The 20,171-nt window shown below is 51.6% G+C and carries 12 protein-coding genes; 6 read left to right on the top strand and 6 right to left on the bottom strand.

The window, feature by feature from the left end; translation table 11 throughout:
- The 6 genes from FYK55_RS27385 to FYK55_RS27355 form a co-directional block, all read left to right on the top strand.
- Nucleotides 1–489, top strand: a 489-nt coding sequence (locus FYK55_RS27385; protein ID WP_235909018.1) for a hypothetical protein, incomplete at its 5' end; no start/stop codon positions are given.
- A gap of 16 nt (nucleotides 490–505) precedes the next feature.
- A complete protein-coding gene (locus tag FYK55_RS27380) occupies nucleotides 506–1,186 on the top strand; it encodes a winged helix-turn-helix domain-containing protein (protein ID WP_150079800.1) in 681 nt (226 codons plus the stop codon).
- A 133-nt stretch (nucleotides 1,187–1,319) separates the two neighbouring features.
- Nucleotides 1,320–1,619, top strand: a complete 300-nt coding sequence (locus FYK55_RS27375) for a hypothetical protein (protein ID WP_150079799.1) — start codon at nucleotides 1,320–1,322, stop codon at nucleotides 1,617–1,619.
- Between the two features lie 106 nt (nucleotides 1,620–1,725).
- A complete protein-coding gene (locus FYK55_RS27370; RefSeq protein WP_150079798.1) occupies nucleotides 1,726–2,091 on the top strand; it encodes a hypothetical protein in 366 nt (121 codons plus the stop codon).
- Between the two features lie 336 nt (nucleotides 2,092–2,427).
- On the top strand, nucleotides 2,428–2,742 hold the full coding sequence (locus FYK55_RS27360; protein WP_161604789.1) for a hypothetical protein: 315 nt from the start codon (nucleotides 2,428–2,430) through the stop codon (nucleotides 2,740–2,742).
- Nucleotides 2,743–2,818: 76 nt separating this feature from the next.
- Nucleotides 2,819–3,553 carry a hypothetical protein gene (locus tag FYK55_RS27355; RefSeq protein ID WP_150079795.1) on the top strand — a complete coding sequence of 245 codons (735 nt, stop codon included), beginning with the start codon at nucleotides 2,819–2,821 and terminating at the stop codon, nucleotides 3,551–3,553.
- 38 nt (nucleotides 3,554–3,591) lie between these two features.
- Here FYK55_RS27355 and FYK55_RS27350 read toward each other — a convergent pair whose 3' ends face one another.
- The 6 genes from FYK55_RS27350 to FYK55_RS27325 all read right to left on the bottom strand — a co-directional run bounded on the left by FYK55_RS27350 (nucleotide 3,592) and on the right by FYK55_RS27325 (nucleotide 20,157).
- Nucleotides 3,592–5,025 carry a DUF1819 family protein gene (locus FYK55_RS27350; protein WP_150079794.1) on the bottom strand — a complete coding sequence of 478 codons (1,434 nt, stop codon included), beginning with the start codon at nucleotides 5,023–5,025 and terminating at the stop codon, nucleotides 3,592–3,594.
- Complete coding sequence (pglZ, locus tag FYK55_RS27345; protein WP_150079793.1) at nucleotides 5,022–6,980, bottom strand: BREX-3 system phosphatase PglZ; 1,959 nt, start codon at nucleotides 6,978–6,980, stop codon at nucleotides 5,022–5,024. The genes FYK55_RS27350 and pglZ overlap by 4 nt, the downstream gene beginning before the upstream one ends.
- Nucleotides 6,973–9,798, bottom strand: coding sequence for a DEAD/DEAH box helicase (locus FYK55_RS27340; protein ID WP_150079792.1), 2,826 nt, complete (start codon nucleotides 9,796–9,798; stop codon nucleotides 6,973–6,975). Before FYK55_RS27340 ends, pglZ begins: the two co-directional genes overlap by 8 nt.
- 3 nt (nucleotides 9,799–9,801) lie before the next feature.
- Nucleotides 9,802–12,513: a DNA methyltransferase gene (locus tag FYK55_RS27335; RefSeq protein WP_150079791.1), complete on the bottom strand. Its 2,712-nt coding sequence runs from the start codon at nucleotides 12,511–12,513 to the stop codon at nucleotides 9,802–9,804.
- A 313-nt stretch (nucleotides 12,514–12,826) separates the two neighbouring features.
- Nucleotides 12,827–16,417 (bottom strand): AAA family ATPase, encoded by a 3,591-nt coding sequence (locus tag FYK55_RS27330; RefSeq protein WP_201743828.1) that lies wholly within the window; start codon nucleotides 16,415–16,417, stop codon nucleotides 12,827–12,829.
- An 8-nt stretch (nucleotides 16,418–16,425) separates the two neighbouring features.
- The gene (locus FYK55_RS27325) at nucleotides 16,426–20,157 is read right to left on the bottom strand and encodes a DUF6079 family protein (protein WP_150079789.1); all 3,732 of its coding nucleotides are present in this window, start codon (nucleotides 20,155–20,157) and stop codon (nucleotides 16,426–16,428) included.
- Nucleotides 20,158–20,171: the final 14 nt, after the last annotated feature.

Below are 20,171 nucleotides of genomic sequence, written 5' to 3'. Positions count from 1 at the left end.
CTAGGCCGCTTCTTCGTGAATCGCCTTCAACACCGTTGGGATGAAATCCAAAGAATTGAGCGAGAAGCCGAGGTTGAACGCCAGCGTCAAGAGTACCTGAGCAGCGACCATTACAAAGCTAAGCAGAAGCAGGAACAAGAAGAGGCCAATGCCGATCCGACTCATCCATTTCATACGGTCAATATCGAGAGCATTACTGATCGTGTTCATCTGGCAGATGGGTTCGTAAAAAATCGACTTGGGGCTGACAAGATTCTGAAAACCTTTCATCAGCATTGCTACCCGTATGTTTCGAGCATGAAACTTTCTTCCCAGGAAGAAGTAAACATGAAAGGCAAGCTCAAGCAAGTGGTAATAGGGAAGGCTCTCAAACGCCTCAACGATCATTACGGCAGTGAAACAAAGGCGACTCGCCAAGAACTGGAAGTAGCCATTGACGAAGAAGCCTCAAAGATCCCTGGTCTTGGCCCCATATTCAACAAGAGCTAACAAAAAGAATCCGCCAATGTCAGTTCGAATCGTTCATGGTGCCAACGAGGGCCGCTTTGAGTTCGTTGGCCAGACAGTGAATCAAGCACGCAGAGTGCTGAAGGATGCCTTCAACATTCCCGATGACGCAGAGGCACTGGTTGACGGGAGGGAAGTTGACGAAGACTACATGATCCGAAACGGTGAAACCTTGGAGTTTGTTCGAACTTTGGGTCACAAAGGCGGACTGCATGATTTCTGGTCTATGCGTGAGGTCGCTGAGCTTCTCGGAGTCGATGCCATCCAAGTCATGTCCGAACTCGGAATCAATCCAATTAGCCAATCGGTCTTCACCTCCGAACAAATCGGCAAGTACATCAGCACGATTAAGTCCAAGAACAATAGCACCCAAAGCCTGTCTAACCTGATCGTGGACTTCTCGTCCATGACTTTGAAATGCGGCAAGCAAGGGCCATTTGAAATCGACAATTCAGTCATCTTCCGTTTGCTGAATCGTCTAAACGCTCGGCCATGCCATTACGTTCATTTGGACAACCTGAAACGGGATGTCTGGAAGGATGAGTTTATTGACGACGACACCGTTCACCGAACGGCAAGGCGACTTCGCAAACGACTCGAAGAGATGAAGCTAGAGGGCGTAGACATTAAAACCAGCAACGGTAGCTGGGCTCTGCTGATCAACAAAAGCCCAGCTTGAGCAGTCTTTCCTCATCTGCCGCTATTTGTCCGAGCCGTATCCGCTTGTATGCCGAACGAGCTGGTTTAATTCCTTCATCAGCGTGAGGACGATCATCAGTCGATTTCCTCATCATGGAACATGGAGGATGCGGATGACTGCGAACACACAAAACACATTGGCGGACATACTGCCAATTCAAAACGACTATTACATCTTAAGCAACGGTGACACCTACGCGCGTTTTGGACATGGCGGCACAAATGGTCTCCTTGTCTTCGACACCATGGAGAAGGCGAGCGACTTCTGCTCGACGGTTGCATGTGGAGTTCCAGAGTTCCAACCGGTCAAAGTTGAAGCGGAACGTCTGCTGATGCTGATCGAGGAAGTCGGTGCCGTGTGTGTCACCGATGGATTGAACGTGGGCGTCGGAGTTCTATCAAGCCGACACTAGATCCTTTTTCCGATAGACCTAGGCTCGCTGGCGTTACCCGTTACGAAGCCCATGGCAAGTACGCCAGCGAGCCGTTTTCCTATTCCATATTTCAAGGAGGAAGAAAATGAATGAACAAAATATTTCTGAGACGGACTGGTGGTGGATTGCAATTAATCAGGCTTCCTGTGCATCCGCTCCAATAGGTTCAAAGAAGCCACCAAAGGTTATCCCTACACCCGAACAACTTGTTGGCTATCAGACTAGACAAGAGCAATTGGCCGCTCAACAACTTCTTCTGACGGAACCGATTGAGCGGGTCACGGAATACATGGAAACGCTGCCAAGCCGAATAGAGTCTGGCGAGGTTCGCTACATTCGCCCCAAACGGCCAGGTCGCCCCACCCGTGGTGCGACGCAATGGATCTTTGAAGGTGGACAAGCAAGATCACAAGAATGGAGAGGAGACGAAGACGATGAACTGTATTTTTGATGACTCGCCACTTGATGAAGCGACGGTGCAATCATACGAACGTCGATTTCGAGCAGGTGAGAAATTGCCTGCGATTGTAATCTGGGGAGACGGCCAGCAACGCTCGATTCTTGATGGTCGTCACCGAGTCGAGGCTGCCAAACGCTGCGGATTTGACCGCATGTCGTGTTATTACGAACTGTGTTGCCCTATTGAGAATGCTGTCCATCTACGACGGATGCTTAATGGCGAGGATAGCGTGCAAGATGTCTTGAACTCAGCGTTAGGCAACAGACCCATCAACGATCAAGTCATAGCAAACCCTCCGTATGGAATCAGTGGAACGCAGAGAGACACATGATGACCACAACCGAAGACCGATTCGAACACGAACTGGAATTGCGGCGTCGGCTTATGCGACACCTCATCGCAAACTGGAATGGAGAACTCGTCCAGACGGTAACTGATGGATTCAGAGATCTTCTTCTCGACGCTCACGATGAATTGCTATCGGAGCTATTGAAGCCATTGTTTGAATGGTCGGGTTACTGGCCACAGAGGATGGCGGCTGAAGTTCTTGGGTTGGACGTTGACGAAGAATACGAACTCGGTGAGTTGCTGGCGAATTTTGAGAGTAGCAGCCTCAACGACATTCAAGAAATGAAAGAGTGAACGGCTATAAGCAGGGCGCTGAGAGTAAGCGAATTGCCACTCCGTTTCCCTGGGATCATTGGAGCAGTGAGTTAAAATGGACGCATTAGAGATCATTTGTCATGAGGAGCTATGTGACCTACATGCAGTTGAATTGCTCGTGTCGTTCCTTGGGCTTGAGAAGTCCAAATCCTTGCTGAGTTCGGAAATCGATCAGCAAGGCATGGCCGATAGTTTTCTCGAATTCATTGATTCGAGCACATCTCCGGTGACATCGGAGGACAATGGGTTCGAAAACGGCCTTACCGAAGAAGACAAGGAGTTTCTCCGTGAACTGGAAGCCTTCGAGATTGAAGGGGAAGCAGAAGGCGAGGCTGATGCTGCTGCGAACCCGCAGAGCTTTGAACCGGATGAATTTGATCTTCTGCAACTGGCGGATACCTATCTTCGGGAAGCGGTATCGTTATCGTGCTTCAGTTTTTGCACTGGGAACGATGAGGAGGACAAGGCGAATTACCTCATGAATCGCTTTTTGAAGGTGGCTGCGTGCCTTCCCACCGAAAAGAGGCAGAGCGTGATTGATACGGTAGATCACCACAAGGAACACACGACGGGCGATGTTTGGCAAGTCTTCAAGTACGTTTGCAGGCCGGGCCTGTGGAGTACGCCAGCGAAGATGGATGCTGTCCATCGTGTTGCCGATTCGATTGAAGACCCGATGTCCCCTGAGCAGGAGGAGCAATTCGGAGTGGACTTTCTTCAGACCATTAGAGAAATCAAGAAGGACCGGCAATTGAGCGATCAGCAGAATTGGAAAGGCGATGGATTTTGAGTCGTTACTGCTGGCCACTACGATTGCTTGCAACCTGCCTAACCTTCCTTGACTGTCCAGTACTCAGGATGGTCAGGTGCAACTGTCCCATCCTGAACATTAAAGCCAAAAAACTCTTGCTCAAGTTCGGTCAGTAGTCTCAGGGAGTTGAGGGCTGTTTCTTCGAGCTTTTGAAGATCCGATTCGACCGACGGGCGGAGATGATGAAAGGTGTTTCGGTCGGCCCACAACTGTTCGAGCCTCGATTTCCATTCTTCGTTGATGATGTTCTTTTTGTGTAGCGCCGCCAGGTATTTGTCGAAAGTGCTCTCCTGACCTGACTTTTTCTTCAACTTCATTTGCCAGATGTGGCGAATCACGGCTTCCAGCACAGCCTGCGTTAATGCAATACAGCCAAAGTAGTGACCGTCACGGAACTGTTCGACGCATTCCTTCGATGGTGCTGCAAATGGGGCGTCGGGAACGAAGGGGCCTCCCTGCACTTGAAGAAACCTGTCCGCTCTCTCGGAGAGTGTATTCACGACTTCAGCCTTAATGGCAGCTTCGACTCGACGCTTCTCCTTGTTTGGAGAAGGTTTCTTCTTTTTCCTCGTACTTCCCTTAGTCAAGCTGGGGTCGGGATGGGGCTTTCCATTGCTTGGTTCGGAATCATCGCACTCTTTGTCAAACAAGCTGGGTTGGGGTGGCAGCGCCTTCTTGGGCTTCTTCGGTTCTTTCCTTTTCTTAGTTGGTTTTGGGATTGGCTCCAGCTTCACTTTGCGGAGAGCCACCATATCCATGTCCAAACCTTGCCTGTGAATGTCGAAGCCTTCGTGCCGTCTCAAGTCGGCGACTCCAACTGTCAGTTGGAAAGGGAAGGACTCTGGCAAACGCAACAGTTGCTGAGCTTCGATTTCATCAGAGTTGCTTGCGGCAAGAAGAGACTCCAGTAGCCAGAGTTGCAGTTCTGGGACACTACCGGACATTTTTCGAGCGAGCAGAAAGTGTCCCTGCTTCTTACCAGACCGCAGTACATCCCAATCAACAAGTGTGTTCAGTAGATACCTTGCAGCCAGTTTGGCTGTAACTCGATCTCCCCAGGCCGTCACCATCCTCGCTTGCACCTGAGCCGTCGTGAAGTCGTCCTGAAGTGCAAGTATCCGACCCACGACCTCGGTCGTGTCACGGAAGAACGGATAAGCCAAGGCCGTCATGCCAAAGTGAAGCCAAACACGCTCTTGCCCGCTAATATTTGGGAGCAGCGCCACTGCACGATCTCGAAGTGGCTCTCTCTCACGAGGGATACTACTCCAGACTTTGAGAACCAAGCCGAGCGCTTTGGCTCTGGACTCCTTTCCAGGAAGCTCGTCTTTTAGATTCTGATCCAGAAATGCACGGAGTTCCTTTTCGTCGGTGTTTTGAGCTAGTCGATCAAGTGCCGAGTCCAACCATGCTCGTTTGACTTTGCGGTCGATTCCTACAACCTGACTCATGTTCCCTCCCTGGAAATGGCCACGAACGGAACCATAACCTCCTCAAGTGCAATTCCTCCATGGGAAACAACTTCGTCACCCAGATTTGTAAACGCCTTCAGATCGCCAGCCAATAGAACATGACGTGCCGGTGGCAATCCGTAGTTTGGCCATCGCAGCGATTCAGGAAATTTCTCGGCGACTTCCTCAAGGAATGCGGGTCGGTCATAAACTCGAACTCGTTTGCCCTTGGTTTCGGCTAGTACACCTTCTTTTGGATTTCCGATACCAATGGCAGCTACGTTGCCGTGATCAGCGGTCAGGTAGACTGCGAAGCCTTCTTCCTCCAAACGCAAAAGAAGCTCTTGCAGGTGCCCCTGTGAGGCCCATAGTTTGACCTGGTTGTGCATTCCGGCAGTTTGCATCTGCATTCCGTGCATGATGTCGTCGACCTTGTTCCAGACAATTCCAAGGACCGACAGCCGTGCATTACCCAAAGCCGTATCCAGCTTAGGATCTTGAGGACCATCCAGACTTGTCACCAAATCAACTTGCGTGCGTTGAACTCCTTGATCTTCCCAGAATCGCAGCCAATGGCTTTTTTCCTTCGATGTCGTTTCAATCGATTCAGGAAAATACAGCGGAGGTTCACCTGCGAAAATCGATTGCCGTGTAACCGAGGTAAGCGTTGGAACCCAGGCGAAAGCCGTGGACTCTTGAAATCTCCACGAATGATCGTTGCCTTCAAGGCTCTTCTTCAGAAGCAACCATTGGTCAACAGCAAGACCATCCAGCACAAGCAAAGCAATCTTGCTGAGCTTCTTCTTCGTTCGCTCCAAAGCCATGAAACGAGAAATCTGGTGGACCATCACCGGCTGTTGCTGGTAGGGCAAATTGTGCAGCGTTCCATATCGGCTCACCATCCATTGATCAAAGGCATTTTCAACCTTGGTTTGCAGAGCACTCCAGCCAGCACGGTCGGCTTCATCCAAAGCCTCATCCCATTCCCATCGCAACACCACCAGTTCTGCCCATTGCTGAGCGGCCTGTTGCCAGTCTCGGTGAGAAGCGTCATTGTCTGGAATATCTGCTTCAAACTTGCTTCGTAGTCCATGAAATCGTCGAATGGCATCCGACTTTGGATCATGGAGTACGCCAGCCTGAACCCAGGCTGGTAAAGCGGTTGAATCCTCGACTTCCTCCGGCGTCAGCGAACCATCCAAAAAGAATGTATCGATGTAAGCCCAGATATCCTGATGTTCAAAAGGAACACGGCTCTTCTGTTTCTTTGCGTTGATACACTGCAAGTAGAGCTTCCATTCTTCTTGCAGAAATCGAAGAAATGCTTCTCGGCTTGAAAACACGTCCTCCAGTGGCCATTTGCTGAATGCCTTGTCTTCTTGAAGGCTGTTCAGCAAATGGTCACTCAGGAACTCAGGGAGAAAAACCTTTCTAGAGTGCAGAGACAGCAGCAGTTTTAGCAAGTCCACCGGCGTCTTGACCAGCTTCGGAACGATCCCGAAGCAGTGCATCAAGACAAACTCTTTTGTTTCTCGTTCTGTGAGTTGGTCGCCATCATGCCTTTGATACGACTCATCCACTGCATCAAGGTAGGTGCGGTCCAAACCGGCAATCACTGGGTAATTGAGCTTCGGAAACAATTGGTGCAAAGCAAAGGACAATTGCCGACCGGCCTTGAGCAGATCGAATGGCAGGCTGTTTAACTGCTGTTCGGCAGATCGCAGCACCACTACCAAATCCGTATGCTGGCCCTTGTCCCATTGGCTGCGATACTGCGATTCGTAGGCATAGCGGAAGGCAATCGAATCATCGAACGGAATCAAGTCAAAGCCACGTTCCTTGATGGCCGACAACATTCCTTCTTCGATCAGCAATCCATCAGGATCAGCCACCAAGGTCAAACGAGAGATCTTCGGCTTAAAGTTCTTCAGAATTGTGTCACGCCAGTTAGCCATTCCCTGCCTCCACACGCAAGAGAATGACCGGCTGAAGCTCGGGCAGTATCCGCTCTCGTTTACGAAGTTCTTCTGCCCACTCTCGCTCTTCTTGCTCAAGCCTCTTCAAACGATGCTGGCGCACTTCGGGCAACCCCAAGCGACCGAGAGCTTCTCGGCGAACTTGGAATGCGTAGTTGCCTTTTTCCTGTTCTCGCTTGAGCCGCTGCTGATGGCGTGCATGGAGATCGTGAAAGGCATCCTCGCCAAGTCGCTCAGCTTCCGCTCGTAGTCGTCCAAACACTTCTTCGATCTCGGGACCGGATTTTGAGCCCAACTGCTCCAATTCGTTCTGCTCCTCCATCAACGTGTCCCAGATGTGCCTGGCCGTAGGTCCGAGGGTTCGCCCGTCGTCGTGATGAAAAATGGGAACGATCTTTACGTCTCGAAGGGACGGTCCTGTCCCGGAATGGTCGCCGATGGCTATTCGCCACAGGGACCAATATCCAACAACCTCGGCAGGCAGACTGGCAAACCGCACGCACGGGATCGGTTCGGTGGCCACGACCCGAGGCAACTGCTGAACAAGCCGTCGTATACGGCTGTCTTCGAGGCTGACGTGTTGCAGTCCACGGTCCTGAGCATCCCGGCTGTGGAACGACACCCGTTCCATGCGGGTGCCATCCGGCCATTCCAACGTCATGCTGAAGAGATCCTTGTGGATCTGTCCTCCTTCAGATCTGACATACGATGTCGCCATCCGTTCGACCCAGAATGGTAACGGATGGCTGCTCAGTTGCTGGGCCAGAGTCGGGTCAAGAGTCGATTCGCCATAAAACGAACGACCGGCGACTTCCTCTTTGGCGTGTTCACGGACTTCTTGAATCAGTTGGTCAATGTTCTTCTCGATGTCGCCGGGATTGAGGATCGCCTGGGCATACAGCTTTTCAAAGACAGCGCCACTCTCGGCGGAATCCAACACATCTTGAGTCTTGTCCACTCCGAACTCATCCAGGATGGTTGCCAGCTTTTCTTCGAGGACTTCCTGCACCCGCAGTTCCACGCTGTCTTCGAAGATCAGATTGAACGCCTTCACCGGACGCTTTTGTCCAATTCGGTCCACACGACCGATGCGTTGTTCAATCCGCATCGGATTCCAGGGCAAGTCGTAATTGATGATGATGTGGGCAAACTGAAGGTTCAAACCCTCGCCACCGGCATCGGTCGAAACAAGGACTCGTGCCTTCTCTGCGAACTGCCGCTGGACTCGCCGCCGACCTTCCAGGTCCATGGAACCATTGAGGCAAACAACGGAAAAGCCATGTTGCTCCAGGAAATCCCGCAGCATGTTTTGTGTCGGAACAAACTCGGTAAAGATTAGATACTTGAGTTCGGGATCGTTCTCTTCCCGCTGAGCTTCGATCAGGATGTCGAGTAACGTCTCAGCCCGTGCATCCGGCCCTTGTGCCTGACAACGGCGGGCGAGATCCAATAATAATTTGACTTCCTCTTTCTCGTTCTGAAGTCCCGCCAGTCGAGTCGCCAGCAACTCCTCTAATTGCTCCTGGCTATCTTCTTCATCGACGTTGTTCTCGGGCGGTTCCTCGTCGGTGTTGGACAGGTTCGTTGATTGCAGTGCTTCCAACCGCCGTTCGAGCGCAGTGGCAATGGCCTGTGTACTGCTGGTGACAAGCCGCTGCATCAAGATCATGAGGAAGCCGAGGTACTGTCGGTTCTGACGCATTGCCTGGTTGTAGCCCAGACGGACGTACTCCGTGACCGATTCGTAAAGATGCTTCTGGAGATTATGTTTCTCTTCCCAGCAGACTGGTTTCAGTTTCGTCAGCCGGGGCATGAACAACGGATCGCCCTTGTCGTTGATGGCCCGCCGCTTTTCGGTACGAATCACAAACGGAGCGACTTTCTCCTTGCGGATCGACGCTGACGTGATGAACTCCTCCCGATCCAGCAATGCCATTACACGCTGAAAACCTGCCGTCTTGCCCTGGTGCGGCGTGGCCGATAACAACAGCAGGTAGGGCGCTGCTTCCGCAAGAGCCTTACCGAGTCGGTAACGTGCTACTTGCTCGGTGCTTCCACCAAGTCGATGCGCTTCGTCACAGATGATCAAGTCCCAACCGGCATCGATCAGGTCGCCAAGCCGCTCCTGGTTGTAAGTTTCCAACTTCTCACGAGACCAACCTCGACGACGTTCGATGGGCTTGATCGAATCAACAGGGCAAACGACCTGATCGAATTGTCGCCAGATGTTTTCAGCCCCGGTGAGATTTCGCCAAGAGGAGAATTCACTCGGTGTCAGAAGTTGGAAATCCTCGCTGAAGTGGGTTTGCATTTCCTGAACCCACTGTGTGACAAGTCCCTTCGGTGCAACCACCAGGACTCGCTTTACAAGTCCCCGAAGTTTGAGTTCTCGAAAGATCAAACCTGCTTCGATGGTTTTTCCTAAGCCGACTTCATCGGCCAGCAAGTAGCGAACCCTGTCTTCGGTAACGGCACGGGTGAGAGCATGTAGCTGATGAGGCAGTGGAATGACGCCAGCTTCCAGCGGAGCCAGTAGCACGTCCTGGGTCAAAGCATCAGCAATCCGGGCAGCGGCGGCAGCATAGGAGATCCGATCTAAGCCTGACGCCTTCTTCGGTTCGGCAAGCGACAGTGACTCCGCAGGTACTCGTTCCATGGTTGCCAGTCGAGGAATCCACACCTGATAGATCGTGTGATTCCAGACCGTCTCTACATCGACAATGCGTACCGATTCCCCATGTGCTTGGCTGTATGCCCAACTTCCGACAGTCAAATTTGGTGGAGTCGTTGTCGTCATGGATCATTCACCCAACATCAGCGAAGCATTGTCAAAGTACATCAGCAATGCTTGATCTTCCTGGATCACAGCATCAGGTACTCGCTTCGCCATTTGCACGATGGTCTTGTAATCCTTCTCCTGCCACGCTTCTTTAAATCCCGCTCGCAATGCCTCGGTACGAACGACCTTGAGCTTGCCTTTAGCTTCAATGTATTGCTGAAACTCTTTGATAAGCGTTCGGTGACGCAACTGCTCCAAATGCGATTCGTTTTTCAGATCTGGAACATGCCAAATGCCTTCGGAGTCTTTGACAAAGTTCTGTTCGAGGATCGTGGTAAGTTCGAGCGGCTGCTCGTGCTTCTCCCACACTCGCTGCGCCTCCTTCATATAAATCGGAGAAAGGTCCTGATATCCCCTGGGCTGATCCTTGAGCTGCTGCCGCACCCATTGAATTGCACTTTTCTCATCACTGACAAACAGTTGCAATTGCCCGACACCGTCTACTTCTAGTCGTCTTCGGTCATACTCACTCACCTGATCCGATAAGAAATACATGCCGTCACGCTCAGGAAAGTTCTGGCGAAGTCCATCGTGAAATTCAGGAGATGACATAGGAATCGGGTATCCACGCTGTACATGAAACGCAACCATTCGGTCGAAGAGCAAATACGGCTGACGCTCAGTCACAGGCTCGGCTTTTCCATCCCGAGACACGAAAACTGGCAATTGCCGGAGGTGCGTAGAAACAAAGTCCCACACCGCTTCCTCGGTCCCTGCCTTCGTCTGAAATCGCTCCTCAAGTCCGCCATTGGGCTTGTATGCAGAAATGATTAAGTCACGCTTTACAGTGTTTCCACTTACAACCTGCTGGAAAGAACCTTGCTGCTTATCCAATGTCCGCACGTCGGCAACAACAAATCCGGCGTGTTGCAGTGCCTCCTGAATGGCGTTCCATACGCTGTTTCTTGAGTTGTGGAACTCCACCGTCATCCAACGTCCAGGCTTCAGCACTCGGTAATAGTTACTGAAGCAATCGCTCATCATCCTTTGATAGTCAATAAGCGTCTTTTGTTTTACTCGATCAACAATTGCTTCTGGATCAGTAGCAGTAAGGACACCGTGCCAAGACTCGATTAGGATGTTCAGATCCGAGTAATAGATATTCTCTCCGAATGGAGGATCGGTAAAAATGTAGTCAATTGAGTTGTCGGGCAAGCCAACGGCAGATAAATCCTGAGTTGTAACAATTGTGTTTCCTAGCTTTGGCTGGAAATTGCTGAACAGCTTCGTTAGACGTTTAGCCTTCCCTTCGAGCACATACCAAGGACTACATTCTGCGTGCTGCGATGGAATGTAAAACACACCAGTCAAGTACTGATTAACTTGTGAATAGCCGGTTGGTCGATAGCGGTTAACTAATGAAGCGGTCCAGATCGCCTGCTCTACAAAGTAGAGCAGGAATCTGCGAAGACGATGGTCGGATACACTGATTGCCTTCTCCCATAATGCGGACATCCAACGAGCGGGGCGAGGCAAAAAAAAGTGATGAATGTGCGTAATGTGAGAAGGTTGCATTCGCCCGACACGCCGCATTTGCATGTCGGGCAATTCCAACGTAGGAAGATGTGATGGCAATGGCGACTCTGCAATCCTCCTCAACACCGCTAAATCAGCTTCGTCCGGTTTTTTGGTGTACCTTTTTCCTTTTGCTGTGTAGTCGATAAGAACCGGCACACGCTTTGGTAGTGAGATCGAACTGCCAGTGGCTTTATCGAGGCTAGATTCGTACCTCAACTCCAAGTCATTCTTTCTGGACTCGGTGCCGCACCGAGGACAAGGAAAGGCATCTCGAATTGATCCCGATTCGGTGTCCAGAGCTTCGTCAACGAAAACTATCTCTTCCCCACACTCCCCGCACGAAAAGACATCACTCCAGACAGTGAAATTAATGCGCCCAATCGTTTTGCCGTCTGAATGGTGCGTCTCAAACATCCAACCCATTTGATGATCGATTTCGTGCAAGATCCTTTTTGCTTCCTTGCGAAACAACTCTTCATCAATTGGCTGCCCGTAATTTCCCGCTATGAATGAAGCGGCAGGAGACAGATCATTTAGAACTGCTCGTCGCTCACCAACTCTTGAAACGGAGATCTCTACTGAGTTTCCTGCGGAATCGTTCCGCTGCTCCAGAACTTGCCCATTCGCAGTAACACGATAGCCGAGTTTCTCAATCTCCTGTCTGTCGCCACACATTTGTGCTGCAATACCCGTCATCCCAGTTCCGCAGAAGCCATCAAACACCAAGTCACCAGGATTGGTGTATTGCAGGATGTACCGCATGATGGCCTTGTAGGGTACTTTGGTGTGATATGCATGTGCGGTGTATATCGGATCAGTTTTTCCCTCACTCACATCAGCGGTGAATGGTTCACGGTGGTACTTTATCTCAGCACCATAGTTGGTGCCGAAGTGTTCGATGAAGTCGCCGAGGAATGGATTAGGACACGCCGTATAAAATGGCGGATCTGACATTGCCAAGATGTCGTCGTCATTGCCTACCGGAAACCCGGAGATGCTTCGAAATCCTGGGTCACTTAATTTTTCACGAAGCAGTTCTCTGAAATGCTGCTGCCGAGCTGTTTCGTCGGGGAACGTCTTTCCTAGGCATTCAATTTGTGCATTCTCGCTGCCTTCGTGGGTGTGGCTAAAACGCATTTGGCTGTCGCTAGACATGAGAAAAACCCTCAGATGTGCGAATATCGTGCAATGCGACTTTCTCGTCTTTTAGTCGCATTTGAAGTGGAATGTCGTACTTTCGAAAGAACCTATTGGAGTTGCGGCGAAGTGAAGCAACGGCTAGGTAGCTAACGTCATGGTCCTGATTTTGCCAAACTGCAAGAGCAAGACTGTCTACTGAGGCACTACGATTCGGACTTCGCCACAAATGATCGAGCAATCGCCAGACAAGAGGCATTCCCACACGATAAACATTACCGTTGAAGGCAAACGAATCTGGCGACAAAGGCCCCTCTTGAATTGGCATCGGTTATTCCTCCAGAAGTATTTGCTTGCGTGCGATCCGCTCGATTTCAGCGGCGTCGATGCTGCCGTCCAGGCCATCCTCCGAAGTAATGATTCGGCCCAGGAATCCATTATCTTCGTACCATTGCCGCTTCTTCTCCCAGGCTTCCTTGTAGGACGGCACCGACAGCATTCCCAAGTGTTCCCAATAGAACGTGTCGCCTTCGTAGCTGACCGTGAAATCGGGCAAGCGGAAGTCATTCGGATCGTCCTTCGAGGCAAGTTTCTGCTCGTACTCGTAGCTGATGCCGAGTTTCGAGAGCGCTCCTGCAACGATGACTTCGGACTTCGAGCGAACCAGAATGCCGTTGGGATGTTGCGGAGATGGTGGCGTGCGATGGATTAGGTGTTCGGCAAAATACCGATCTACAGATTCAGGCCGCACAGCAAGAACAAACATGTTCGTGTTCCGCAACAATGTGTCCGAGGCTTGCGGACTGCGGAGACGTTCCAGAACAGACGTGTCCCGTTCAATCAGCAGAACCATCTTCTGCCGGAAGCGAGTCAGGCCCGTGTACAACAACTCCCTGGAAAGAGTCGATGCATTCTTTGGCAAAATCAGGAAGACAATGTCGAAGTCGCTTCCCTGAGACTTGTGAACGGTCAAAGCGTAGGCGAGTTCAAGTTGTCCATCGACATCGGGACGAGGGTAGTAGTACGACGAGAGTGGCTGGGTTGAGAACTGGACCTTCATCGAATCGGAGCGTTCGCTCCCCTTCGATGTGGCGACCACCAAGCCGATTTCGCCATTGGCGACGTAACTGAGTCCTTCACCTTTTGGATAGGAGGTTTTGCGGCAGTTGATCGCCTGCATCACTTTGTCGGTCCAGACAATCTCCTGTTCTCCAAATGGTTTGGTGCCCCGTCCGCCTTTCGAATAGTTCAGCATCCCGCCTCGGTACTTCGCCTGGATCTTGCGATTGATCTCGGTCGTACCAAACTCATGATTCCGCACGGGACTGAGAATCTGCCAGCGTTCGGCCAAGACCGGATTGTTCTTCTTCGAGTCTTCTTCCAGACCTAAACTGGCATTAAATGTGATGTATGCCTTGTTGCCATCGGTCAAGTTGAGGTGCTTCTTCATCGCAGCCTCAAGTTGTTGTTCAAGCTGGCTGGCGTCTCGCCAATAGCGGACTTCCAAATCACCGCCGACTTCCTCACGGGCGACACGGGAGAGCATTTCGTCATCACCAGGAGATGTGTCATCCCGCAGGTAGCCATCAGCCAATTGAAGCGACTGGCTCTCATGGTCTTCATGTCGGGCACGTTCCATCAATCGGGCGAGACACTTCTTTCGCTCGTCGTCTGACTCCAGCCAAGCAATGATGTCTACCAGCGGACGGCCTGGACCAATGGGTGGCAACTGGTTGGGATCGCCCACCAGAATCAGACGACTTACTTTGTTCAAGTCGAGTGCTCGGAACAAAACGCCAAGCAGATCCATGGGAATCATCGACGCTTCGTCAATGATCACGGTGGGAGCACCGTGTTGTTCTCCACCGGCGAGCTTGAGTGCAAAGTTGTCAGGGTTGAGCCATTTGTGACGCATCAAGAACTGGTGAATGGTGTAGGCATCTCGCACGCTGCCGTCGTCACGCTTGGTACGATCCATCAACCGGACACGGGCCTTGCCAGTTGGAGCGAGCAACAAGATGGGGCGTTTGCCTTCCAGTTCTTCGAGACCTTTGAGAAATACTTTCAGTACCGAAGTTTTGCCGGTTCCGGCACGGCCACAAAGGACACTGAATCGTCCTTCATACAGCTTCGCCAGCGCTTCGGCCTTTTCCTTTCTCGCACGCTCTTCCACTTCAGGTGGCAACTTGGAACCGGACTTCTTGCCGAACTCATCGAGTAGCAGCTTCTCCCAACTCCACCCCTTCTTGGGAGGATCGTTCTTGGTTTTCGTTCGCCTTGGCAGCCGAGAGCAAACTTCCCGCTCCAACTCGGACAGCCATTTGAGCGCCATGGTCGGCGGTTCGGCATCAGCACGGAAGTCCAATGCTTCCTGGTAGAAGGTCGCTTGGCCCAGCACCAGGTCTCGATCAGGTCGACAAATTCGCCGCTCAGGGAACCGCTTGTTGATGCGATTCATCGTCTCGGCAAAGGGAAGCAATGTGTCGCCGCTTTCCGCTGCGGTCTTCAACACGGCAACGGCCACACCACGGATGCGACGTGGATCATCCTGAGCGCACACTTCCTCCTTGTCGATGAATCGAGCGGCAGCCCCCTCGGGTCGCATTCCTCGGTCGATGGTTTCTAAGGCAATCAGATCAGATACACCATCACCCTGATCCATTTCGCAGATAAGGTACGGATTGGCCACGATCTCATTGTCGGTTCCGCTGATGCCGCTTTCTGCACGTTTGTCAGGATTGGCGACCCGTTCCACCTGTGCAGGTGACAATTCGAATCGAGCCAACTGAGTCAACAGATTTCGACGTGGTTCCCTGTAAGCGGCCCAGCGTTCCGCCGCCTGTTTCATCGCTTTGGCGTATCGCTTGTCATCGCATTTCTTTCGGCCTTCGAGAATTGCCAGAACGTAGTCCCAAGCGTTTTCGCCTATATCGAGCAATGGCACGAGCACTTGACGTTGAAAAGCCGTGCCAGATTCGCAGCCGAGATATTGCAGAACGCTTCCGATCCCCGGAAACGGACCACGGTTTTGCCAGACTTCGGAGAGTACATCGTTCAGCCATTGAAGATGTCGATCCCAGTCGCCAGGAACTTTGGCTTCGTCCTTCACAGCCTGAACGGACTGGACCAGTCGCTCCAAAGCTCCTACGGCCATGTCGTCGCCAAGCTGTTCGGCGACATAAGAGAAGTTGAGCATTGCCCCTTCTGGGACCAGGCACAAAATGTTCTTCGGATCGTGACCGGCTTTGAGGTATTCGTGATACGGAAGTCTGAAGCCCTGATTCTCGAAGTCGTGAGTGATACACCGAGACCAGATGGGATACTCGTCCGGGAACTTGGGCAGCTTCTTGCCGAAGTAAAGTTGAGGACCAACCTGGGAAATGCGACTGACACCCAACAGGATGCGGTTTAGACTTTCGTCGAGCGGATTGCCATGATTGCAGTAGAAGAAAATAAGCGACTTGTTCTTCTCCAGCTTCCCCCAGAAGTTTTTCAGCAGTTCTCTTTGTCGATCTGGTTCAAAGACCCAGCCGAATTCCTTGTCCGGTGTGTCTGACTCTCGGATGTCGAGTTTCTCATCCTCGCAGATGATGCGAAAATTCTCTTCACGCATCCAACGGTAAGGCGAAGGACAAACAGAATAAGGTGGAATGTCTTCCTTGACGGAAGGCAACTGCCGAAATTCGAGCGGGTCGTTGTGAGTGATCGTGTATCCGAGCTTCGAGAACGCAATAGGATCACGGGAACAGGGTGGCTGCCAGCCATCGAGTTCGGCCAAAGGCAAGCCTGCTGCCTTGTCCTCCCGATCATCATTACGTCCGTCACGGATGTGTTGCTGCACAATGCAGTACGCATTATTGCTGGGGTGATCGCATACATGGCCATCCCAGGCTCGGTCGTGCCAGACTAAACGTGTTGACAAGTGTGTGGTCACGCCTCGTCCCCGCTTTCTCGAATCATTCCCCAGTATTCGTCAGGCTCGACTACCAAACGAAGTTTCGATGGCTCTTTGCCCTTCGTGATCTTTTGGATGAACGTGTTGAACCGGGCCTCAATCTGTTCAATCGTGCAAGGACCACCGCCCTCACTCAAAGCATCGACAAGCTCCGTTGGCTTGATAGAGATGGCCACGAGACCCGAAAGCGCCTGTTGAATTCCCTGCACAAGCTCATTCGTGATCTTCTCTGGAAGTGTTTTGGACTTCAGGAAGGCGTTAACCGCTGACTTTTGTTCGTCAGGAAGCAGGCTGATGCTCTTCTTGGCAGTTGGATCGTCCAAGTTTTCGATGAGTGTCTTTGTCCAACTCTCCTGCATTGAATCCAACTGCTCGTCGATCTGATCAAGGACAGCCGCACCACTTGTACCGAGGTTCTCTTCCTGAGGACGGAAGCTGCAATGCGGGCAAGTCGGTGACGAATCCAAGTCATCTTTCACCAAGGTGAAACATGTCTGAACCTTCGCCAACCGGGTTTGGAGTTCGGTAAGACTGGAGTGCGGAAGCAACGAAACCCCTTGAGCCAGCTTCTTCAGACGTTCCAATCGCTCGTCTTTGAGCAATTCCTTCTTCTTGCCGTCCTCATTGGCTCCGAGTCGAGCCTTCTTGTGGAGTGCAAAGTAGGCGGACTTAAAGTCCTCTTTGACTTTCTGTAATGCACGATTGATCTTCTGACGGAAGTCGGCTGCATTGCGAGCGGTTGGGTCCATCAATTTTGCACGCCACTCGCTGCGCATCGTTTCCATCTGGGTGCGCCACGGATCTTGCGGTGGCAGCACCGCAGCCGCAGTTCCGAGGTAGCCAGTGAGTGGTGTTAGTTCCTGAACGAGCCCATTCAGCCCTTCAATCTGCTTAATGATGTCGAGGGTTGTTGAATGAGCCTGAATCTCCAGGATGCTCTTGGTAAAGTTCTTGAGCTTTCCGGGAGTATTAAACGCTTGTAGTCCTTCGAGGAACGACTTCAGTTCACCGAGTTTCTGTCGATAGTTCTCTCGGTCTTCAGATGGGATAAGTTCGCTGCCCCAGCATGGCAGTCCGGTTTGGACATACTGGGCAACCGTAACCACTTTCTCCGTCAAGTCATTCGACTTGGATCGAAGTTGCTTAACCGCTTCGTCATGAGTGTTCTCATTGCGGATCAAACCTTCAGCCAATCCAAGCAACTCAAACAGGGCGACCAGTTCGGCAAGCGGCAAACCCTTGGGTTTCTCGATATGCTTGAACGACACCAGTTGATCGAGCGTCATCTTGGTGGCTTCACCGATGTTGGCTGCATCGAGTTTCTTACCAGCCACACTGAGAGTGATATTGCCGTTCTGAGCTAAGGCCGCCAAGACGATCAGTAAGAACTCCGGTTCAAGCTGATATTTGCACTCTCGCTCAACGTCGTTCTTGACAGTGATGAGTTCCTTGCGATTGACGACCTGACCGGGCGGTTTTCCTTCCAGCTTCTCAAGAACCACTTTGGCGTATCGAGACGAATGAGGCTTGAGTTTGTCTCCGTCAAGCAATTCCAATCCGTCAAGCACTGCCGTTGCCAAATTGTTTTTGACGCCTCCCGCCAGCCAACGCAGTACGTCTTCAGTCGGCTGCTTGAGGTTGCTGGCATACAGCTTGACGGTGAACGTCGGATATTCTGGGTAACGATCATCGAACGAAGTTGCCAGGCAAACCGAACCGGTCAATTCGAGCAAATCACGCACAGCGGCGTTGCCTGTGCGATGGCCCTTGAGCCATTCCACCATTTTCTTGGGCACGCCTTGATGAATGACTTCGTAGGAAGTCAGCATGTTGGTGCGAAGCCACGCCACCAGGGTCTTGAGGAAGCCATCCGCCTTGTCTTCGTAGACCTTCTTAGTGCCGCTGCTGGCCGAAGCTGCCATTTCACGAGCACCGGCATATAGCCGAAGAGTGTCTTCAAACGCTTTGTCTCGATGAGTCAGTTTGAAGAAGACTTCATCGGCGAGCTTTTGATCTTCAAAGTGCGGCGGTTCGAACGGTTGAAGGAAGTAGAGATAGAAGTCTCGTGGTGGTTGAGCAGTTGATCGTTCGTTGGGAGCGCCAAAAAACAGATAACCTCGCCGAGTGATCTTGTGGTCTCGCCATTCGATTTCGTGTTCCCAAATCTGATAGCCACGGACATACGGCGGTAGGTCAGTCAGTTCCAGGACACGGGTCAGTGCGTCAAAGTAGTATTGGTCCAAGTGAGAGTCGGACAGAGTGTCCGCCTTATCCTGGATCTTGGCATCGTGGTCGATGGTCTTTTGCAGGTCCAGGTAATACTGGTCATTCTCCGTGTTGTGGGTAATGAACTGACCACTGACCGTCTTCATGATCTCTTTGAGGCACGACTCGACCGTCGTTCGCAAGAAGTCACTGGTCTTTTCCGGGATCGGTGCGTAGAGACACAGCCCATTTTGAAGCTCTTCAGCAGTTGGGCCGATTTTGGCTCGAATATCATCGGTCGTCATGCGAAGGATCGAGAGCCCGTGAACAATCCGTTCCGCCATCGGCTGTAGTGCTTTGCGGGTGTAGGCTTGCTGGATTCGGTTTTCGACAACCTTGCTAACGTCGATAACTTCACGAATCTCTGGGACCGACCGAAGAACAGCATTCCCCTGAAGAAACTCCCAGTAGGAGTCATAGCTGATCAGTCCCGGTTCATCCTTCGGTACATCCTGGTCAAGACATCGTTTTATTTCCGTGCTGAGTGTCTTTAGGACTTCTCGCTTCTCAGCGATGGAGATGGCTTCGAAGACCTCCAAGTAAGTTGGATGAACAGGGAACAGAGTGACAAACTCTTCCAGACGTTCGGCCATTCCACCGTACAACGGTGTGAACTTTTGGAGATGCTCCCGGATCTTGGCTTTCTGCTCGTCGCTTTTTGTAAGAAGTCGTTCAGATACAACGAACGCCACGTCCTGTCGAACGATACGAAGCTGTTCAAAGCGATCCTTAACCCGCCGCAGGCTCTCGGCAACGAATTGGAATTTCGGGTTATCGAAGAGACTCTCTTGCAATCCGGCGATGAACCGAAATCGATTCAGCTTGCAGACTTCCCCAATCTCTCGCAAAAAGCCCAGGTCGAGAATCAGGTCGTGCTGCTTGCGAGATCTGAGATAGTCCAGCAACTCGTCCACAACCAAAAGCAGACCATGGTCAGGATACTTTCCGGCGAACTCCGCCATCATCTGCGACAGGTCGTCTTTATTGCTGTCCACCTCTTCATCGGATGGAAAGCTGAATGACAAGCCTTCATCAGCCATGAAGTCTTCCAACCTGCCGCAAATAATGTTGCGAAGACTCTTCTTTGTGGCCGGTAGTTCAAGGCGAACGACTTTGAATTTTCCAGAGATCGCAGCCGACGACTTTGCCACCTCCATGCCCCGGACGGATTTGGTCATGTCCGCATGTTCGGCAAGACCAGAAATGAGCGACAACAAGTGGCTCTTACCAGTACCGTAGTTACCAACGATCAAGATGCCTTTGTTGTCGGCAGGCGTCTCAAATTGCAGGTTGGGGATCACAAGTTCGCACAACTGTTCGGCCATGCGATCTGAGATCACAAACGTCTGCACCAGTTGCTTAACCGCATCTGGAGAATCCGCCTGTTCCAACTGAATGACTGATTCGATGGGCTCGAACTTGACCAGATCACTGTACTTCATGACAACACTTACTC

Source organism: Roseiconus nitratireducens, assembly GCF_008629675.1.
Taxonomy (GTDB): Bacteria; Planctomycetota; Planctomycetia; order Pirellulales; family Pirellulaceae; genus Stieleria; species Stieleria nitratireducens.
Note: the sequence above shows the minus strand (reverse complement) of the source record. Positions and strands in the feature narration are given on the sequence as shown.